19 protein-coding genes are annotated in these 18,364 nt (G+C 65.4%); 10 read left to right on the forward strand and 9 right to left on the reverse strand.

All coding sequences use genetic code 11. The annotated features are described in order from the left end of the window. Nucleotides 1–28: 28 nt before the first annotated feature. The 3 genes from ABD301_RS36225 to ABD301_RS36235 are packed head-to-tail and all read left to right on the forward strand — an operon-like array spanning nt 29 to nt 3,129. Nucleotides 29–793, forward strand: a complete 765-nt coding sequence (locus tag ABD301_RS36225; RefSeq protein ID WP_344314673.1) for an enoyl-CoA hydratase — start codon at nt 29–31, stop codon at nt 791–793. 3 nt (nt 794–796) lie between these two features. After that, nucleotides 797–1,831 carry a phosphotransferase family protein gene (locus ABD301_RS36230; protein WP_344314674.1) on the forward strand — a complete coding sequence of 345 codons (1,035 nt, stop codon included), beginning with the start codon at nt 797–799 and terminating at the stop codon, nt 1,829–1,831. A gap of 11 nt (nt 1,832–1,842) precedes the next feature. Further along, nucleotides 1,843–3,129 (forward strand): acyl-CoA dehydrogenase family protein, encoded by a 1,287-nt coding sequence (locus ABD301_RS36235; RefSeq protein ID WP_344314675.1) that lies wholly within the window; start codon nt 1,843–1,845, stop codon nt 3,127–3,129. A 97-nt stretch (nt 3,130–3,226) separates the two neighbouring features. On the opposite strand, the gene ABD301_RS36240 is transcribed toward ABD301_RS36235, so the two are convergent. After that, on the reverse strand, nt 3,227–4,486 hold the full coding sequence (locus ABD301_RS36240) for a DUF222 domain-containing protein (RefSeq protein ID WP_344314676.1): 1,260 nt from the start codon (nt 4,484–4,486) through the stop codon (nt 3,227–3,229). A 459-nt stretch (nt 4,487–4,945) separates the two neighbouring features. Between ABD301_RS36240 and ABD301_RS36245 the strand changes: the two genes are divergently transcribed. From ABD301_RS36245 to ABD301_RS36265, 5 genes are all read left to right on the forward strand, one after another. Beyond that, nucleotides 4,946–5,755 carry an ArsR/SmtB family transcription factor gene (locus tag ABD301_RS36245; RefSeq protein ID WP_344314677.1) on the forward strand — a complete coding sequence of 270 codons (810 nt, stop codon included), beginning with the start codon at nt 4,946–4,948 and terminating at the stop codon, nt 5,753–5,755. A gap of 335 nt (nt 5,756–6,090) precedes the next feature. Beyond that, a complete protein-coding gene (locus tag ABD301_RS36250) occupies nt 6,091–6,942 on the forward strand; it encodes a phosphate/phosphite/phosphonate ABC transporter substrate-binding protein (protein ID WP_344314678.1) in 852 nt (283 codons plus the stop codon). Then, nucleotides 6,939–8,138, forward strand: coding sequence for a ferritin-like domain-containing protein (locus ABD301_RS36255; protein ID WP_344314679.1), 1,200 nt, complete (start codon nt 6,939–6,941; stop codon nt 8,136–8,138). The genes ABD301_RS36250 and ABD301_RS36255 overlap by 4 nt, the downstream gene beginning before the upstream one ends. 231 nt (nt 8,139–8,369) lie before the next feature. Then, on the forward strand, nt 8,370–9,560 hold the full coding sequence (locus ABD301_RS36260) for an alginate lyase family protein (protein ID WP_163568937.1): 1,191 nt from the start codon (nt 8,370–8,372) through the stop codon (nt 9,558–9,560). A 794-nt stretch (nt 9,561–10,354) separates the two neighbouring features. After that, nucleotides 10,355–10,825, forward strand: a complete 471-nt coding sequence (locus tag ABD301_RS36265; protein ID WP_163568936.1) for a GNAT family N-acetyltransferase — start codon at nt 10,355–10,357, stop codon at nt 10,823–10,825. Nucleotides 10,826–10,832: 7 nt separating this feature from the next. On the opposite strand, the gene ABD301_RS36270 is transcribed toward ABD301_RS36265, so the two are convergent. Genes ABD301_RS36270 through ABD301_RS36290 form a run of 5 tightly spaced genes read right to left on the reverse strand, consistent with a single transcriptional unit; the run spans nt 10,833 to nt 13,599 of the window. Further along, a complete protein-coding gene (locus tag ABD301_RS36270) occupies nt 10,833–11,741 on the reverse strand; it encodes a M56 family metallopeptidase (protein ID WP_344314680.1) in 909 nt (302 codons plus the stop codon). Continuing rightward, on the reverse strand, nt 11,738–12,100 hold the full coding sequence (locus ABD301_RS36275) for a BlaI/MecI/CopY family transcriptional regulator (protein ID WP_344314681.1): 363 nt from the start codon (nt 12,098–12,100) through the stop codon (nt 11,738–11,740). The genes ABD301_RS36270 and ABD301_RS36275 overlap by 4 nt, the downstream gene beginning before the upstream one ends. A gap of 28 nt (nt 12,101–12,128) precedes the next feature. After that, the gene (locus ABD301_RS36280; protein ID WP_344314682.1) at nt 12,129–12,668 is read right to left on the reverse strand and encodes a Chromate resistance protein ChrB; all 540 of its coding nucleotides are present in this window, start codon (nt 12,666–12,668) and stop codon (nt 12,129–12,131) included. Beyond that, nucleotides 12,665–12,856: a hypothetical protein gene (locus tag ABD301_RS36285; RefSeq protein WP_344314683.1), complete on the reverse strand. Its 192-nt coding sequence runs from the start codon at nt 12,854–12,856 to the stop codon at nt 12,665–12,667. The genes ABD301_RS36280 and ABD301_RS36285 overlap by 4 nt, the downstream gene beginning before the upstream one ends. Continuing rightward, nucleotides 12,853–13,599, reverse strand: a complete 747-nt coding sequence (locus ABD301_RS36290) for a COG4280 domain-containing protein (protein WP_344314684.1) — start codon at nt 13,597–13,599, stop codon at nt 12,853–12,855. Before ABD301_RS36290 ends, ABD301_RS36285 begins: the two co-directional genes overlap by 4 nt. A gap of 129 nt (nt 13,600–13,728) precedes the next feature. Here ABD301_RS36290 and ABD301_RS36295 point away from each other — a divergent pair, with 129 nt between their 5' ends. Together ABD301_RS36295 and ABD301_RS36300 are read left to right on the forward strand one after the other, a co-directional pair. Then, a complete protein-coding gene (locus ABD301_RS36295) occupies nt 13,729–14,334 on the forward strand; it encodes a phosphatase PAP2 family protein (RefSeq protein WP_344314685.1) in 606 nt (201 codons plus the stop codon). Between the two features lie 91 nt (nt 14,335–14,425). After that, nucleotides 14,426–16,426, forward strand: a complete 2,001-nt coding sequence (locus ABD301_RS36300; RefSeq protein WP_344314686.1) for an alpha/beta hydrolase — start codon at nt 14,426–14,428, stop codon at nt 16,424–16,426. On the opposite strand, the gene ABD301_RS36305 is transcribed toward ABD301_RS36300, so the two are convergent. From ABD301_RS36305 to ABD301_RS36315, 3 genes are all read right to left on the reverse strand, one after another. Then, nucleotides 16,396–17,202: a hypothetical protein gene (locus ABD301_RS36305; protein WP_344314687.1), complete on the reverse strand. Its 807-nt coding sequence runs from the start codon at nt 17,200–17,202 to the stop codon at nt 16,396–16,398. The two genes, ABD301_RS36300 and ABD301_RS36305, sit on opposite strands and share 31 nt — an antisense overlap. Then, nucleotides 17,199–17,498: a PadR family transcriptional regulator gene (locus ABD301_RS36310; RefSeq protein WP_163568929.1), complete on the reverse strand. Its 300-nt coding sequence runs from the start codon at nt 17,496–17,498 to the stop codon at nt 17,199–17,201. Before ABD301_RS36310 ends, ABD301_RS36305 begins: the two co-directional genes overlap by 4 nt. Nucleotides 17,499–17,563: 65 nt before the next feature. Further along, nucleotides 17,564–18,238 carry a hypothetical protein gene (locus ABD301_RS36315; RefSeq protein WP_344314688.1) on the reverse strand — a complete coding sequence of 225 codons (675 nt, stop codon included), beginning with the start codon at nt 18,236–18,238 and terminating at the stop codon, nt 17,564–17,566. Between the last annotated feature and the right edge of the window lie 126 nt (nt 18,239–18,364).

Consider the following 18,364-nt stretch of genomic DNA (forward strand, 5'->3'; position numbering starts at 1 on the left):
CATCACTTCCAGCGGCAGGGAGCGGGCAATGACAGGTGAGGAACTGCTCGTCGAGCGGGATGGGCCGGTGTTGCGGGTGACGCTGAACCGTCCCGACCACCTGAACGCGGTTACCGCGTCGGTGCTCGACGGGGTGACCGAGGCGGTCAGCCAGGCCGCCGCGGACCAGGCGATCCGGGTGCTGGTGCTGACCGGTGCCGGCCGAGCCTTCTGCTCGGGCGCGGACCTGGCCGGCCCCAGCGGCGGCGACAGCACGCTGCATTCCGCGAACAGGGCCGTGCTTGCCTTGCGCGAGCTGGGAAAGCCGGTCGTCGCCGCGGTCAACGGGCTGGCCGCCGGGGTCGGTTGTTCGCTGGCATTGGCCGGCGATCTGGTGATGGCCAGGAATTCGGCCTATTTTCTGCTCGCTTTCGTCAATATCGGGCTGATGCCAGACGGCGGCGCGACCATGCTGGTGCCAGCCGCGATCGGGCGCGCGCGAGCGATGCGGATGGCGTTGCTGGCCGAGCGGATCCCCGCCGCGCAGGCCGCCGACTGGGGCCTGATCAGTCATGTCGTCGACGATGACTCGTACGACGAAGAAGTCGCCGCGGTGGTGGGAAAACTCGTGCAGGGACCGCCGCTCGCGTACGCTGAGACGAAACGGGCCATTAACGCGACCACCATTGACAACCTGTTGGCCGCGATCGATCGGGAGACGGCGGGACAGGCGGATTTGCTGCGCAGTCAGGATGTCGCCGAAGGGGTCGCCGCGTTCCTGGCCCGCCGGCAGCCCAAGTTCAGCGGCTTCTAGGCGATGCCGAGCCTGTCCGGTATCGAGCCGGCGACGGTGGGCCGGTGGCTCGCCGAAAATATCGACGGCTTGGTCGAGCCGGTCGAGTTTTCGTTGGTGTCCGGTGGACGATCGAACCTGACCTATCGCGTCACCGACGCCGTTGGTGTCGTACGTGCGCTGCGCCGTCCGCCCACCGGTGGGGTACTCAGTACTGCCCATGACATGCGCCGGGAGTGGCGGTTCGTGACGGCTCTGGCCTCGACCGAGGTGCCCGTACCGGAACCGTTGGCGTACTGCGCCGATCCGGCTGTCACCGGCGCCGAGTTCTACGTGATGGGATTCGTCGATGGGCTGGTGCTGGCCGACGAGGAAGCTGCCGCAGCACTCGCGTTGACTGCTCGACAGCAAGCGAGTTTTGGTCTGATTGAGGTGATGGCGAGGCTGCACGCGGTCGATCCAGTGACGGTCGGACTCGGTGATCTCGTACGCGAGGAGGGCTACGTCGAGCGGCAGCTGCGACGGTGGCGGCGGCAGCTGCACCAGTCCGGTTCGCCGGACCTCGTGCTGCTGGACCGTGTCCATGACGCGCTGTCCACGCACGTACCAGCGCAGCGAACGGGGATCGTGCACGGTGATTTTCGGCCTGGAAACCTGTCTTTTGGTTCAGACGGCCGGGTTTTGGCGGTATTTGACTGGGAGCTCGCGACAGTGGGTGAGCCGCTCGCCGATCTCGGCTGGCTGAGTGCGTCCTGGGGCCAGCCCGGCGATGATGTGCCGCCGACCATTGAGGGCCCGAGTACTGCGCCAGGTTTTCCCAGCAGGGAACAACTCGCCGAGCACTATGCGAAACTCTCCGGCCGGGATGTGTCGGAACTGCCGTTCTACGAGGCTTTCGCGCGCTGGCGAGGGGCGTGCATCGGCGCTGGCGTACGAGCCAGATACCTGGCCGGCGTGATGGGCGCTGACGGGTTTGACGCGGACGTACGAACCGAGCAAGAGCACACTCAGGCGACGATCGCGCTGGAGCTCGTGACCGCCATGGGTTACCTGTCCTGAAAGGATTTTCGATGGCCTGGGATTTCAGCACCGAACCGGAGTTCGCCGCGAAACTGGCCTGGATGCGTGATTTCGTACGAGACGAGATCATGCCGCTGGAAACGCTCGAGCCGGATCGTGAGCTGTTGGCGAAACTGACCGAGCCGTTGAAGGAAGAGGTGAAGCGGCAGGGGTTGTGGGCCGCGCATTTGCCGCCCGAGCTTGGCGGTGGTGGCTTCGGGCAGGTGAAACTGGGGCTGATGCACGAAATTCTCGGTGCTTGTGCCTATGCTCCCAGCGTTTTCGGGAACAACGCGCCGGATTCCGGCAATGCCGAGCTGTTGGCTTTGGGCGCCAACGAAGAACAGAAGCAGCGCTGGATGTATCCATTGTTGGAAGGAAAACTGCGCAGCGCGTTCTCAATGACCGAGCCGGGCGCAGGCGCCGACCCGACCCTGCTGACCACCCGGGCCGTACGGGACGGCGGCGAATGGGTGATCAACGGCCACAAATGGTTCACGTCCAACGGCTCGACGGCCGATTTCCTGATTGTCATGGTGGTCACCGATCCGGACGCGGCACCGCGTCGGCGGGCGTCGATGATCGTCGTACCAGTCGACACTCCTGGAGTCCGGATCCTGCGCGACATCCCGACCATGGGGCACCCGTACGAACGGACCGGCGAGCCCGGTGGGCATGCCGAGATCATTTACGAGGATGTCCATGTGCCGGTGGAAAATCTGATCGGGGAGGTCGGCGACGGTTTCGTACTGGCGCAGAAGCGGCTGGGACCGGGCCGGATCCACCACTGCATGCGCTGGCTCGGCCAGTCGCGCCGAGCGTTCGACATGCTCTGCGAGCGGGCGGTCAGCCGCTATGTGCACGGGTCGGTGCTGGCCGACAAACAGCTCGTCCAGGACTGGGTGGCCAGCTCCGCGGCGGAAATGCAGGCCGCCCGGCTGATGACGTTGCACGCGGCCTGGAAAATGGACACCGAGGGCGTAGCTGCCTCGTTAAGCGAGATCGCGATGATCAAGTTCTGGGGCGCTTCGGTGCTCTACAACGTGATCGACAGGGCCATTCAGGCGCACGGCTCGCTCGGCTACACCACCGACCTGCCGCTGGAGGCGATGTATCGGCACGCTCGCGCGGCCCGGATCTACGACGGCCCGGACGAGGTGCACAAGGTGACGGTCGCCCGTCGGATCCTGCGCGACTACCGACCAGCCGACGTGCCGACCGAGCACGTCCCCACCCGCCGAGAGGCGGCCCGCGCCAAATTCGGCTCCCTGTTGGACACGTACGCGTCCAACGAATAAAGCGGGACTGTGCCATGAACGGTGTTTTCGGCCTGACACGCAGGGCGACTCTCGCTGGCGGTGGTGAGCCCGGGTTCGCGGGGCGCCGTTCCTGCCGTTAGAACGGTGGTGGTGGGTATTCGTCGTTGGGTGTGACGTCGTACGTTCGTCCGGTGGGGCTGGTCCACAGGAATCGTCCTGGTGTGGGTTGGGTGACGGTCCAGCCGTGTTCTTTGATGTCGTTGTGGAATTTGCATGCTGGTCCGGTGCTGTCGTACGCGGTTTTACCTTCTGGGTCGCGGAAAGGGATGGTGTGGTCGAACTGGCACGTCGCCGCCGGCCTGTTGCAGGCTGGGCCGCAGCATCGCTGGTCCCGTGCGTTCACCAAATCCCGTAGTGCCTTGGTGGGGCGATAGCGCGTACGGCCATGGTCGATGACCACTCCGCTGACGGGGTCGGTGAGAATTCGGTACCACTCACTGCTTTCATCTCCAGCCAGTTCGCGGGCGCGTTGCGCGGTCATCGGACCATAGCCACTCAAAATAGCTGGGTTGTCGTCCAGACCCATCAGCGTGGTGGCGTCGACACGGAGTTCGATTTTGGTGCGTACGTTGCTGGGCACGCCCAGGCACAGATCGGTCAACGCATCCGCTCGCAAAGCGTCCATCGTCCGAGTCTCGTCTTTGGTTTTAAGGCTGCGGGCGATCGTGTCGATGCGACGGTAGATCGCCTCTGCGGATTCGGCGGGCAGGAACGCGCCCAGTAGAGCCATGCCGTCTTCGCAGGGTTGTTTTTCTACTCGCCTCTCGGCGACTAGTTTCTTGCGGCGGGTTTCGGCGGCGGCGGGGTCGATTTTGATGACCTCCCGGCGGGCCCTGTCTCGGATCGATCGAGGCGTCTTGGAGTCGGCGCCGGGTAGCACTTTCTCTTCGACTTTCTGTGCGTCTTCGGGTGAGAGGTGGCCGACCTGGTCCGCGAACGTGAACGCTTTACGCAGGTCAAGGTGACCGTGGGACATCCCGGCCATGGTGCCGGGGAGTTCGTGGACGAGTTGGTACGCCAAATTCAGTCGTTTCTGGGCCGCTGACAGGCTCCAGGTCAGCGAGGCGGCGATTTCACCGGCCGCGTATTTGGAGAATGGTGCGCCTACGGCGGGGCGGGCGTTGGTGAAGCGGTTCATGAACCGCATCTGCATCGCCTGGGTGTACGAAATCACCTTATCCAAGGTTTCGATCGCGGCCAGCGCGGTGTCCGCGTCGGCCCGGCCGTACCGGTCGAGTTCCTCCAGCATCTGCAGAGGAACCCAGCTCGGTGGCATGGTCCGCCACGGCTGCTTGTTCGGGTCGGTGAATTCTGGTCGCCTTCGTTTTTTGCTCATGACCCAATTTTACTGGTCGCTACCGACAGTCGGGGCGTCAGTTTTCGTTTCTGTGGATAAGAAACGGACCACTTAACCCCCCTGTGGACAACTTCCCTTTTAAAGCGCTCTGGCCCGATACTCAACTGCTTGTTTTCTACGAGGCGGTAATGAGGCCGCCCATACGTCTCCACGTGGTGCCACTGTGAAAATCAGACCTGACCCAGGACCTCGCCGGGCGACGTACACCACCGCACCGGTCTTCTTCGCAGCCGCGACAGAGGCGGAATATTCGTCGCTCTTCCAGCTCTGCCCGCCACAAACGGTCGCCCCGGCGACAGGCCCAGGTTGCGCAGCTTCATCTTTTCGTACGAGCCAACTAATCAAGATCAACATCTCAAAACAGTGTGGCGGTTGACATGCAGCCGTTCGGCTGCCTATCCTCTGAGGCAGCCGAACGGCTGCATGTGAGGATGGCGAATGGATGAGGTGTTCAAGGCGCTGGCCGACGCGAGCCGGCGCCGGCTGCTGGACAATCTGAACGCGCGGAACGGCCAGACGCTGCGTGAGTTGTGCGCGGGGCTGTCGATGGCGCGGCAGTCGGTCAGCAAACACCTGGCCGTCCTGGAAGCGGCGAACCTCGTCGCGATCGTGTGGCAGGGTCGGGAAAAACTGCATTACCTGAACGCCGAGCCGATCAACGCGATCGCCCAGCGATGGATCAACCAATACGACCGCGAGCGAGTTCGTGCGCTCGCCGATCTCAAGACAGCATTGGAGCTCGAGCCGATGGACGAGTTTGTCTATACGACGTACATCAAAACCACTCCGGAACGGCTGTGGCGGGCGTTGACGGAGCCTGCATTTACCCGTCGATATTGGCAGGCAAACTTTGAAACCGACTGGAAAGTCGGTTCGACGATGACCTGGGAGCAGAATGGCGCGATCATCGCCGATCCAGCCCAGGTCGTCCTCGAGTCTGATCCGTACCAGCGACTTTCGTACACGTGGCACACCTTCACCCCGGAGTTCGCCGAGGCGGTGGGGTTGGCCGAGGACGTACGGGCCGCCCTTGCCGCCGAGCGCCGGTCGAAGGTGACATTCCAGCTCGAGCCACTCGGTGAACTCGTGAAGTTGACCGTGCTCCATGACGGTTTCGAACCCGGTTCCGCGCTGCCGGAAATGATCGGTGGCGGCTGGCCACATCTGTTGTCCGGTTTGAAAACGTTGCTCGAAACGGGTGATCCGCTGCCAGCTATCCCATCAGGAAAGGATGAGGTGAATGTCTGATCTGCGATTGACGACCTGGTCGGCGACGGAGACGAGATGGAGCGCGGGATTGAGCTGAACGCTGTCGGTGACCGGCATCCTCGCGGGGTCCACTGACGCGGCAGTCGAATGGCCTACCTCGCTGCTTTCTGGCCGATGGCAGAGCCGCTGCGGGCGGTATCCGTTTGAACGCTAAACCGGCGGCCGGAAGGGGACACCGCTCGGGTGGTGGGTGGCGCAAAAGCGGCATGTCGTACGACGAGTATGGACACCCTAATGACCCGCCTATAGTCTGACGGCTGGTGACTTCGTCGGGTGAGCCACCTTCGGCCTTCCCGTGTTCAAAGGAAAAGTCGATGACATTGATCATGGGTGCGGTCGCGTACGATCCGAAGGTCGTCACCATCTGGAACGGCTTCCGGACGTGGCTGCGGGACCACGACTTGCCGTTCGACTACGTGCTCTACTCGAACTGTGAGCGGCAGGTGGAAGATCTGGTCGCTGGCCGGATCCAGGCGGCCTGGAACTCGCCGCTGGCATGGATCCGGTCCCAGCGGCTGGCGCGAAGCGGTGGCCGGGCCGTGCGCCCGCTCGTCATGCGCGACACTGACCGCGATCTCACCTCGGTGATCGTGGTGCGGAGCGACTCCGCGTACGAGAAGCCCGCCGATCTTAAGGACCAGGCCGTCGGGGTCGGTGCGGTCGACTCGCCGCAGGGTACCCTGATCCCGCGTTCTTTCCTGCGTACGGCCGGATTGACGCCTGGCGAGAACGTCACTATCCGGCGATACGACGTGGGTGTCGGCCTGCATGGCGACCACATCGGCGGGGAGCGGGACGCGGCTCGGGCGTTGATCGCCGGCGAGGTCGAGGCTGTCGCGGTGATCGACGCGAATCACCTGCTGTTCGGCCGGGAAGGCACTTTCCCCGCCGGTAGCACCAGAATCATCGGTCAGACAGCACCGTACGACCACTGCAACATGACGGTGGTCGACGGGTCCACGCCTGAGCTGGTGGCGACTTTTGGCGAATTACTGCTGTCCATGTCGTACGCGGACGCGGAGGTCAGGCCGTTGCTGGATCTGGAGGGTCTGACCGCCTGGCGGGAGGGGCGTGAGTCCGGCTACGTGCTGCTGGAAACGGCGGTGGACGAGGACGGTTTCTACGATGAGCAGGGGCGGGTGACCGCGGCGGAATACACGCCATGACCGACCACCTGCTGGACCTGGAGAACCTCGGTTTCGAGCGTGGGGCGCACATCCTGCTGCAACAGGCGCTGAAAACCCTGGATCCAGGCGAAGAACTCGTCGTCCACGGCACGGATCCGGCTCTGCGAGTGCATGTGGAGGCCTGGTGCCGGCGGTCCGGGCATCGGATCAGCCAGCGGCTCGACCCCGGTGCGGGAGAACCGGCGCGGATCGTACGAGGGCAGGCTGATCTGGATCGTTGGGCGGGGGCCCAACGAGCCGGCGGTGCGGCCGTCGAGGGCATCGTCAGCAGTCCGCCGACAGACTGGGGACTGGCCGCGCGAGGAGCCCTTGTCGAGGGTGGCGGACCGAAGACGCCCTTCGACATCACCGATCGCGACTTGGTGTGGGCGGAGATCGCCCCGGCACTCTACGCCCACGCTGCCTCCGCGCAGTGGGATCCGAACACCGCTGTTGACTGGAATGCGGATTTCGTGTTGCCGTCAGAGATCGAGCAGGCGGTCGTACAAGTGATGACCTATTTGGTAGAAAACGAGCAGGCCGCGCTGGTCATCCCGGCCAAGCTGCTGGCCCGGATTCACCCGCATTTCCGGGAAGTTCTGCAGCTGCTGGCGGTGCAGGCCGCCGATGAGGCGCGGCACATGGAGGTTTTCACCCGGCGAGCGTTGTTGCGTGGTAAGGAAATGGGTACGTCGTCGGCCAGTGGGCGAGAGTCGCTGGCCACCCTGCTGACCGAGGCCGAGTTCTCGATGGCGTCATTTTTGTTGTCGGTGCTGGGGGAGGGGAGTTTTCTCAATCTACTGGAGTTTCTCGACCGGCACGCGCCGGATCCGGTGACGCGTCAGGTCACCCGGCTGGCCCGCCGAGACGAAGCCCGGCATGTGGCTTTCGGAGTCGCACATCTCCAGCACCAGGCCGAAAAGGACCCGTCGGTGCGAAGCCGCATGCGGGCGGCGGTGGAGCGCAGGTACGCGGCGCTGGTGGACACCGCTGGGCTCAACCAGGACGTTTTCGACTCGCTGGTGATCCTCGCGGCCGGCGACTGGACACCGGCGGCGATCGCCAACGGCTATGACGCCGTACAGAAGCTGCAGTCGGAGATGGACGATGGACGCCAACGCCGGTTGGTGCACCTGGGTTTCCCTGCCGACGAGGCGGCCGACCTGTCCGCGCTGCACACCCGCAACTTCATGTGACGCCGGCGCGGTCCATGCGGGAGTTTGTCGCGGCTCGGGTGGATCAATTCAGCTGAGCCGAAATATTCAGTCCGCTGAACAGTGAATTCATGGGTGTGAACGTCTTAGTTTTTGTTGAATAAAAAGGGTGCTCGAAGGTCTTGACGGCCGATGTCCTGGACATGAAACTGAGGCACGTCATCCACGGGTGATCCGGGTCACTTTCAGCCTTCGCCGTCACCGGGGAGTGCCATGTCCAGGAAACGTCCCGCAAAGATCTTCTTGCTCCTGATCGCGATGCTCGCGACCCTGTTCACGGCTCCGCTGGCGACCACGCCCGCGGTCGCCGCGCCGGCCACCTTCGTCCATCCCGGCGTGCTGGTCAGCCAGGCCCAGCTGGACTTCGTACGCACCAAGGTAAACGCCAACGCGCAGCCGTGGAAAGCGGCCTACGATCAGATGATCGGCAGTGCGTACGCGTCTCTTTCGCGTACGCCAAAGCCGCGCTCGGTGGTCGAATGCGGCCCCTACTCGGACCCGAACCTGGGCTGTACGGACGAACGGCAGGACGCGATCGCCGCCTACACCGATGCGCTCGCGTGGTATGTCACCCGCAACACGAGCTATGCCACCGAAGCCATCCGGCTGATGGACGCGTGGTCGGCGACGATCACCAACCACACCAACAGCAACGCGCCGCTGCAGACCGGTTGGGCCGGCTCGGTGTGGCCGCGGGCCGCCGAAATCATCCGCTACACGTACACCGGCGGCTGGCCGAACATGAACCGTTTCGCCACCATGCTGCGCAATGTCTACCTGCCGGTGGTGATCAAGGGCAGCAACAGCAACGGCAACTGGGAACTCGCCATGATGGAGGCGGCAGTTGGTATTTCGGTGTTCCTGGACGACAAGTCGAACTACGACAAGGCGATGGCCAAATACCTGCTGCGGGTGCCTGCGTACGTTTACCTGACGTCGGACGGTTCGCTGCCCAAGACCGTCCCGGGTAGCGGGCTGAACACCAGCGCGCAGATCATCGGCTATTGGCAAGGTCAGAGCACCTTTGTCAATGGTCTGACCCAGGAAACGTGTCGGGACTTCACTCACACCGGCTACGGGATCGCTTCCATTTCCGATGTCGCGGAGACGTCTCGCATCCAGGGCACTGATCTCTACACCGGTGACACTGGCACTCGGCTGCGGTATGCGCTGGGTTTCCAGTCCCTGTACGAGCTGGGCACCGGGCCCCCTTCATGGCTGTGCAAAGGGTCGGTGAACCGTGGCCTCGGCCCAGTCACCGAGGTCGGCTTCAACGCGCTCAGCTTCCGGTTGGGCAACGCCATGGCCAACACCCAGACGCTGACGGAAAACAACCGGCCGGCGGGTACGAACAGCCTGTTCGTCGCCTGGGAAACCCTGACCCACGCACAGAATCCCAACTAGCGGTCAATGCAGCTGGGCAGCTGGGCGGGACATCTGCCCAGCGGCCCGGCTACATTGCCTTGTGACCTCAGCATCGTTCCGGCCACTCGCCGGCCCAACGCTAGAGTAGTGCCATGGGCCAGCCTTTCCCGCTTCCCAGGATTCTTGTGCCGGTGAAGCACATCGCCGGGATGGGTGTGCTGCTGACCGTGGAACTCTGGCCCCATCGGGTGAACCTCCGGATGACCGCGAGCGACGGCCGATCGGCGCTTGGCGTTGCCGATGATGGGGGGAACGGCATTTCGCGCTGTGTCGGGAGCTGGCTGGAGCTCGCATACTCCGGAGGTAATGGATCGGGTTTTCGTCCCTGGAGTCAGCGAAACGGCAACTTCACTGATAGTCCGGTCTGAGGATGAGGCGTACGGCAAGACTGTTGTGCCGATAGACGAGACCTCGACTCGGCTTCCCAGCGGCGCGAGCCTGCCAAGGGTTTTCGTTTGATGGAAGCACTGCCGGAGAGTGCGCTCACGTTCTTGACGATGGAGCTCTGGACGGACCGCATTCTGTTGCGCGCCGCACTTGAACCGACGGCTGCACGCGATCTACCGCTGTTGACAGTTTTCGATGATCTGGATACGGCCTATCGCCTGTCGGCAGGGCAGGTGGGTGGGAGTGGCTCTGAGGAGATAGTGGAGTGGAATTTGCGGCCAGGTATAGCGGCGGGGCGAGCTGGCTAGTCGTCGGATCCGTTCCCTTGGGCCGGCAGATCCGAATTCCCGTTTGAGAGCGGTGGGACAGCGATTAGCGTAGGTGGCATGAGTGAAGTCGAGATTCGGCCGGCTGTGCCGGCGGATGTGGCGGGGTTTGTGGCGTCTTCGATCGCCTTGTTCGCGGAGGACGCGGGCACCCGCGACCCGACGGTCAACACCGACTGGCCGCGCCAGCACGGTGAGCGCAGGTTCGCGGAGAATCTGCCGGACACCAACAGGCTGACGCTGGTCGCGGTGGCGGACGGGCAGGTGGTGGGGCATCTCACCGGGCTGTGGGCTGAGCCGAGCGAGATGCGGCCGGTCAGTGTCGCGACGCTGGCCAGCCTGTACGTACGGCCGGAGCATCGCAGCGGTGGCGTTGGGTTTCGGCTGGCGGACACGTTCCGGCAGTGGGCGCGGGAGCGCGGTGCCGATCGGATCGCGGTGACGGCGTACGCCACAAATCACGATGCGATCCGCTTCTATCAGCGGTTCGGATTTGTGCCGCTGACGACGGTGCTGGAGATGGCGCCCTAGTCTCCCGCTAGCGACTGTTGGAGATGCCGGCGCGGTCGAAGATCTGGTCGCCGCTGCGTTCCACCGCGATGGTCGCCGCGGCCGTGCAGGCCAGCAAGACGATGACCGTGCCGAGCAGGATGGGCCGCCGGCGAGGGGGTGGTGCCAGCAGCGCTCGTACGCGCCGGGGCACGTGCCCGCCGGCGGCCGCGAGGCCGGGGGAGACGCTGCGCCGGCGGGCGAGGGCTGCGGTCGCGACCGCGGTGGCGACGAGGCGGCGGTCGCCGACGACCGTGGCCGCGTCTTCGTCGGCCCACCGCTCCACCGCTTGCGCGATGGCCGTGGCAGTGGGTCTGAGCAGCGGGTTCACCCCGGCGGCAAGGTCGGCGACGAGCAGCCACCAGCTGTGTCGATGAGCCAGGTGCGATCGCTCGTGGGCCAGCAATGCGTGCCGCTGCTGGGCGGTCAGGACCCGTAGGAGGGCCGTGGTGATCACGATCCGGCCGGCCATTTCGGGCGTGGTGAAGGCATCCGCGGTGTCGCTCTCCACGACCGTGACGCTGCCCGGCGAGCCGAGACCGGCACAGCAGCGGCGCACCGCGAGCAGTGCGCGGCCTCGTTGGACCGCGACGACGACAGCGCACCCCGCGGTCCCCAGGACGACGGCGCCACAACCGGCGCTGACGATCGGTGGGAGGTCGGTGCCGGCGCGTACGACCGTGGGCGACCAACCGCCCCATTCCGCGACCTCGCTGAATTGTGCCAGCCCGAGGAAGGCCATCGCGCCGAGCGCGAAAGCGGATGATCCAGCGGTCAGCACGCTGCCGCAGACCAGTAGTCGTACGCCGCCGGCCGGTGGCAGTCGAGGTCCGACTATTGGCCCCACAACAGCGAAAATCGCAGTGGCGGCCAGGCAGGCGAGGACCGCGACGGTCATCGGTCGTCCGGTCCGAGCAGGTCGCCGAGCAGCTTCTCGTCGTCGGCGGACAGCTCATTGACAAACCTGGCCAGCACCCGGGCCCGGTCGTCGCGGGCGTCCAGCAGCCGGTGCATCCGCCGCGCGGTCAGCTCGGCCTGGTCGGCGACCGCGGTGTACGCGTACGCACGACCGGCTCGCTCGCGAGTGGCTATGCCCTTCTCCACCAGCCGGCCGAGCACGGTCATCACCGTCGTGTAGGCCAAGTCGCCGTCGAGGGCCGCGCGCACCTGGGCGGGCGTGAGGGGGTGTTCGGCGGCGACGAGGACCTGCCACACCTCGTCGGCCAGCCGCCCGTAGCCGCGACGATCGGTCGGCACCTGCGGTCCCCTTTCGACAGCGCCGAGGTTACCGGCTTTCGGCTTCCTCGACGTAAACACGCGCCGCGTACTTCTCCAGTGCCGCCTCGCAGGTTTGCAACGCCTCGGCGGTCGCCGCGCGGCCGGGTGCGCCGAAGACATCCCGGTCGACGATCTTCGCGAACCAGTTTCGCAGCTTGATCAAGTCCTCTTCGTTCTCTTCCAGCTCGGCGAAGGTGAAATGATTTGCCACGTATTCCTTTTCCAGTTGTGCGAGGAAATCCTGGCATTTGTCGGCGATTTCCTCGTACTCGTCGTCGCGCGCCGCCTGGAAGGCCGCGTGTACGTCGTGCTCGCCCACCAGCACCGAGCAGTTCATCAGCACGGCCGTGCCGGACATGCCGACGATCTCGTGCTGGAGTTTGCGCAGCGCCCGCTCAGCGGCCGGTCCGGCCGGCAGCGCGGCGGCGGCGCTCTGCAGATAGATGGCGCCCATGCCCTTCAGCCGCCGCCACACGGTCGCGCGCAGCCGAGTCGGCTCGGAAGGCACCTTATAAACCAGCAAAAGCCAGCCACGACTCTCGGTCACGGCCGCCGCCGCGCACGCCAGAGGCTCCAAGGGAGGACGAGCGCGACGGCCACCGGCAGCACCCACCAGGCGGGCAGGCCAAGACGGCTCAGTCCGTACGTGAGTGCCAGCGCGATGACGACCGCGACGGCGACTCGCCAATCGTCGCCGACCACGAAGTCGTACCAGAAGGCGGCGAATTTCCTCACGGGATGACCTCCAGCGGCGGTGAGGTGCGGTGGAGCAAGGCGGTCAGGCCGAGCGCGAGCAGCGCGATCACCGGAATGATGACCAAAAGCGCGGTGTCCGCTCCCGGCCATTGCGCGCCGGCGCCTTCGCCGGCCCAGAAAATCCCAAAGCCGGTGAGCATCACGCCAACGACGAATTTGAGGGTGTTCTCCGGGACACGGGCGAGCGGCGCCCGAATGGCGAAACCCGCGCTGGCGACCAGGGCCACGGCCACCAGTGCGGCGGCTGCGGCCAGCGGCACATTGTGCTGGTTGCTACCGAAAGTGAGGGCGATGAACGCGACTTCCAGACCTTCCAACAGGACTCCCTTGAAGGACAGGATAAAGGCGTACCAGTCCTTGACAATGCCGCGGGACTGGACGGTCGCGGTGGCCGCGGATGCCAGCTGCGTACGGAAAATCGCGTCCTCGTCGTGCAACGCCTTGTGGCCGCTGGCGCGGAGCACCGCTTTTCGCAGCCATTGCAGGCCAAAAACCAGCAGCAACCCGCCCACCACCAACCGCAGGCCGTTGAGTGGGACGGCTGTGAGGGCTGGCCCGAGGGCCGCGACGATGGCGGCGAGGGTGAGCAGGGCCGCACCAACGCCGAGGCCGGCGGACCGCCAGTGTCGGGCCGTGCCAGCGGCCAACACGATGGTCACCGCCTCGACCGCTTCGACGGCGCAGGCCAGGAACACCGCAACGAACAACGCTCCACCGGTCACGAGCACATCATAACAGTTGTTATATGTACCTGATGACGACCGTTCGGTATGGCTCTCAGGCTACTACAAGGTTCGTCGTAGTACAGTCTACGACAATTGTTGTAGTAACACTGGTGGGGAGTCGCGTCTATGGGGCCTGACAGCACGCTTTTCTTGCAGATCAACCAGTTCGCCGCGGCCACTCCCTGGGTGCACGGCTTTATGGCCGCGTACGCGCTGTGGGGCGGCTTGGTCGGGCTGGTCCTCGTGTTGGGGTGTTGTTGGTGGCGGGTACGCCGCGAACGGGATGGCTATCGGTCGATGGCCGGCGTACTGGCCACCGGTCTTTCCGGCGTGGTCGCGCTGGCGGTGAGCAGCTACCTGCTCGGCCCGCTGATCAACCGGCCGCGCCCGTTCGTGGCGATGCCGCATGTCCTGCAGCTGCTGCCGCATGCCGCCGACAGCTCGTTTCCCAGCGATCATGCGATGGTCGCCGGGGCGCTCGCCGCCGGCATCTTGCTGATCCACCGCCGGCTCGGGTTGGTGGCGGTGGTTTTCGCCTGCCTGCTCGCATTCGCGCGGGTCTACGTCGGCGTGCACTATCCGAGTGACGTGATCAGCGGGCTGCTGATCGGGTTCGCGGTGACGGCGGCGCTGATGATTCCGCTGGTCGCCGCGCTGGCGCCACTACTGGTGAGGCTGGCGCGTACGCCACTGCGTCCACTTTTGGTGGCCGGCGTAGTACGCGACGAGTAGTACGCGACGTGTACTATCCCTCTCGAGCCTCACCGGTGAGGTGTCCTTTCGAGAGAGGGTTTCCTTGACTCGCACCCGACTGGCCTTGTTCGTGTCAACTGTCACAGCGGTCCTGTTCACCGTCTCCGCGTTCGTGACGACGCAGGTCGATTCGGTACGTGCGGTGAGTCCGTGGCAGGACGACCCGTACGACTCTGTCGTGTCCTTTAGCGAATTTTTGGTGCCCACACTGGTAGTTCTGCTAGTGGCGAGAATGTGTCTCGGTCTGTCCGGCCGGATCTGGCAGTTATTGCGGTCCGTCCTGTTGGCCACGCTGCTGGTCGCGCTCACGGTTGCCGCGGACGCGATGGCCGTGCTGGCCGGCGCTGATCGAGTTCACTGGACCGCTGGAACACAGTGGCTGGGGTACGGTCTGGTGGCCTTGGCCGCGCTCGCGGTCGTCAGCTTTTTCCTGCAGAGGTTGGCGTTCCGGGGCGCCGAGCCGGACGGCGACTGGCTCGGGGATGCGGTGACCGTGTTGGCGTGGCTCCGGATCCCGGCGGCCGGCGCCGCCGGGTTTGTGCGGCGGCACTTCACCTTCAGTGCTCTGTTGGTGGCCGCGGCGGCGAGCCTAGTGGTGACCGGCGCGCTGGCGGTGGGCGAAGGTGGCCTCGATCCGCTTCTCTTCGCGGTAGCGGTCTTGACTTACGCGGCTGGGCTGTTCGCCTTCTGCATGATGGCGAATGGGGTTTTGCGGATCGTTCCACGTCCGGCAAGGCTTGGCCGTACGGTCGTGGGTTTCGCCGCGTTGGGTGCGCCGGCGGCCTTCGCGTTGCGCGACGCCGGCTGGGTTTTGATGGGCCACGACAGTGAAGTTCGTACGGCTGCGCAGTTGGCTGGGATCGTGGCCGTCGGCGCGGCGAGCGGGGCGGTGGTGGGATTTCTCGGCTGGTGCGTGCGCGGTTGGCGGATAAAACGCCGCTGGGTCAGGGTGGTGACGGCTGTGGCGCTGACGCCCGTGTTGCTGATTGCCAGCTATGTCGCGGCGGTGACCGTCGCCCGAGCCCAGCCGTCTGCGCTGCCGGCGCCGACGGGTTTCTTTACAGTGGGTCGAAAATTGCTCGACTGGACGGACGGCAGCCGAGTCGACCCGCTCGCGCCGGTGCCAGGAACCCGGCGGGAGTTGTCGGTCTGGCTGTGGTATCCAGCCGCGCGAGCGACCGGCGCCGCTGGGCCGTACGCACCGGGGCTGTGGTCCCAGCTGCATTTTCCGGTCCTCGGGCCGGGCCTCTTCGAAGGGAGTTTCGGCCTGCTGCAAGGTCATTCGTACGACGGTGCGCCGGCCGCCGGCGGAAAGTTTCCGCTGGTCGTGCTGGAGCCCGGAATGGGTCTGTCCGCGGCATATTTCACCACGATCGCGGAAAACCTGGCAAGTCACGGATATCTGGTCGCCGGCATCACGCCGACCTACAGTGCCAATCTGACGGTCATCGGTGGTCGTACGGTCACCAGTACCACCGCTGGCAATCCAGATGACCCAGATGCGGTCCAGGGGACCCGACTCGTTGACCTCTGGGCCGCTGACGCCCGTTTCGTGGCGGCGAAACTGGGCGGTGGCCGGGTCGTCTACATTGGACACTCATTTGGCGGCGCCGCTTCGCTGCAGGCATGTCATCTCGATGCTCGATGCGGCGGTGCGGTTGACCTGGATGGTGCCCAGTTCGGGAGTGTCGTCAAGGGCGGCGTGCAGGCGCCGATGATGATCCTGGGCAGTGCGAACTCTTGTGTGACCGGATTTTGTCAACCGGCCAACGGGCAGGAAAGTGAGCAGCGCACGATCGCCCGGTCGCTGCTGACCGCGAGCACTGGCCCGACCTGGCGTTACAGCATTTCCGGCACCCAGCATTTCAATTTCACCGACTACGCGGCCTTTTATCTGGCGCCGCCGGTGAATACGTTGATCCCGCTGGGTCCCATCGACGGCGATCGAGGGCTGACCATCGTGAATGCGTACGTGGTCGCATTCACGGACCATGTCGTTCGCGGCACGGCCGAACCACTGCTCACCGGTCCGTCCGCACGTTATCCAGAGGTGCTGCCGTCCGGGCGGTGAGGTGAGGTGAGGTGGCGCAGATCGCGCAGAGTAGCGACGAATGCCAACACCAGCAGCAGGATGCCGGTCCCGAGGGCGGCCCCCAACAGGTCGAAACGGCCGCCCGCCACCGAAGAAGCCACGATCACCGAGCCGGGGACGGCGAGCGCCACCGCCACCACCGTGATGCCCAGCAGCAGTCGGGTGGGAGAGGGCGGCACCGTGACTTCGTCTTGCAGTTCGGCGAAAATCCGGCAGCTCTGGATGCCGCCGGCGATCAGGGCGAGCCACCAACACAGGAGGGCGGTGATGCGTACGACGGCCGGCACGGTGGCGGCGTCCACCGAGTTGGCGAGCACGGCCACCGCGGCTCCGAGCGTGGCCGGCACGGCCAGGCCGCGGGTGGCACGCCGCGCGATCGTGGTGATCGTGGCGAAAGTCCAGTGAGGCATGGGCGCGAGCAGGGCCAGCCCGACCAGCATGGCCACGTCGGCGGTGGCCAGCGGCCAACCACGCGCCGTCCCGGTGGGGAACACAGCGTCCAGCTCGCCGACCACATGCCCGAGCAGCCAACCTGAAAACGCGACAATGAGCGCCATCGCGGTCGCGCGATATCGACGCTCCACATTCGACGTGGCCGGCCAGATCACTGGATGCAGCCAGCTGTCGGCGATCCCGAAGAGCAGGCTTGGCCACGACTTCGGTCCGGTACGGCCGGCTTCGGCCGCCAAGTCGGAGCCCCAGCGGTCCCGAAAAGGCCCCGGATAGAGCCTGACCAGCAGATGGATGACCGTCATGCCGGCCGCAACCCGAGCTGGCGCAGGCCCACCTCGGCTACCCGTGCCATCGACCGCAGTTCACGTTCGAGCACCTCGCGACCGGCGAGGGTGAGCCGGACCGGACGCTGACGGCCGCTCTCGCCGAGTGCCTCGATCAGCTCTTTCGCCTCCAGTCGGGCCAAAGCACCATAAAGACTGCCCGGCCCGAGCCGCTCGCCGTTCAGTTCCTCGATCGCCGTATTGATCGCGTACCCATGCAGCGGACCACCGGCAAGCGCGCAGAGCACCAGCGTCTGGGAGTCGTTGGCCTGCAATGTCCTTCTCTTTTCCTCGGCGGACCCTCAGGTCATGGTACGCCCCAAGTAGTACGTGGCGAGTATTAGCGTCGCGACAGCACGCGGACCGCCCATGCCGTCGCCGTACCCAGCAGCGCGGCGAGAATCAGCCCGGCGACGAGATGGAAGAACCCAGCGCCCCAGAAATCCTGGAGAACGAAGGCCCGCAGGTCCGTCATCCCGCTGCGTGCGAAGTCGTCGTACGTGCCCTCGGCTCGCCAGACCCGGTCGATGTTCGTGCTCGTACGGAAGAAGTAGTAGCAGAGCAGCACGGTCGGATACCAGACGAGATATTCGGTGATGGCGTTGGAGAAAGCCGCGGTCACGCCGGCTCGTACGGATCCGGCTCGTACGCTCGCGATCACAGCGGCGACAACGCTTGATCCGGCGAAACCCGCCACGATGATCCAGCCGATCGTGACGCTGGCGTCGGTTACCGCTGGACTCAGATATTCCGCCAGGCCTTCGGCGCCGTAGAGGAGCCCGGCGATCGCCCCGACCGTCACGCCGGTCCGCACCGCGACCGGTTCGGCGCGCCGGAGCGACACCGGCCCGTACCCGACCGCCAGCACGCAGAACGCCTGGGCCACGGCCACTCCGGCGAGGCCGAGCAGGCCGCTGCCGCGGGCCGCGGTAGGCGTGAAAACGAGGCCGAACGCGGCCAGTGCCAGTTCCGCGCATGCCGCCACCAGAACCCATGCGACCGGCGGGGCTTTCATGGCCGGCACAGTACCGCCCTGGCCGGACGCGGCCAGGTGCTGACCGGTGCTGTCGTCGGGGGCGGTCAGTTGCCAGGATGGAAGGCGTACCGCCTGGTCGCCAAATGTGGGTGAGCCTTGGAGGAC

Origin of the sequence: Fodinicola feengrottensis (genome assembly GCF_039530045.1) — a bacterium.
GTDB lineage: Bacteria > Actinomycetota > Actinomycetes > Mycobacteriales > HKI-0501 > Fodinicola > Fodinicola feengrottensis.

Excerpts from the sequence above, each read along its gene's own strand:
- ABD301_RS36295 (WP_344314685.1), top strand. The coding sequence starts at position 13,729 with ATGGGGCCTGACAGCACGCTTTTCTTGCAGATCAACCAGTTCGCCGCG.
- ABD301_RS36315 (WP_344314688.1), bottom strand. The coding sequence starts at position 18,238 with ATGAAAGCCCCGCCGGTCGCATGGGTTCTGGTGGCGGCATGCGCGGAA.
- ABD301_RS36305 (WP_344314687.1), bottom strand. The coding sequence starts at position 17,202 with ATGACGGTCATCCATCTGCTGGTCAGGCTCTATCCGGGGCCTTTTCGG.
- ABD301_RS36230 (WP_344314674.1), top strand. The coding sequence starts at position 797 with ATGCCGAGCCTGTCCGGTATCGAGCCGGCGACGGTGGGCCGGTGGCTC.
- ABD301_RS36255 (WP_344314679.1), top strand. The coding sequence starts at position 6,939 with ATGACCGACCACCTGCTGGACCTGGAGAACCTCGGTTTCGAGCGTGGG.
- ABD301_RS36270 (WP_344314680.1), bottom strand. The coding sequence starts at position 11,741 with ATGACCGTCGCGGTCCTCGCCTGCCTGGCCGCCACTGCGATTTTCGCT.
- ABD301_RS36260 (WP_163568937.1), top strand. The coding sequence starts at position 8,370 with ATGTCCAGGAAACGTCCCGCAAAGATCTTCTTGCTCCTGATCGCGATG.
- ABD301_RS36245 (WP_344314677.1), top strand. The coding sequence starts at position 4,946 with ATGGATGAGGTGTTCAAGGCGCTGGCCGACGCGAGCCGGCGCCGGCTG.
- ABD301_RS36250 (WP_344314678.1), top strand. The coding sequence starts at position 6,091 with ATGACATTGATCATGGGTGCGGTCGCGTACGATCCGAAGGTCGTCACC.
- ABD301_RS36235 (WP_344314675.1), top strand. The coding sequence starts at position 1,843 with ATGGCCTGGGATTTCAGCACCGAACCGGAGTTCGCCGCGAAACTGGCC.
- ABD301_RS36265 (WP_163568936.1), top strand. The coding sequence starts at position 10,355 with ATGAGTGAAGTCGAGATTCGGCCGGCTGTGCCGGCGGATGTGGCGGGG.
- ABD301_RS36225 (WP_344314673.1), top strand. The coding sequence starts at position 29 with ATGACAGGTGAGGAACTGCTCGTCGAGCGGGATGGGCCGGTGTTGCGG.
- ABD301_RS36240 (WP_344314676.1), bottom strand. The coding sequence starts at position 4,486 with ATGAGCAAAAAACGAAGGCGACCAGAATTCACCGACCCGAACAAGCAG.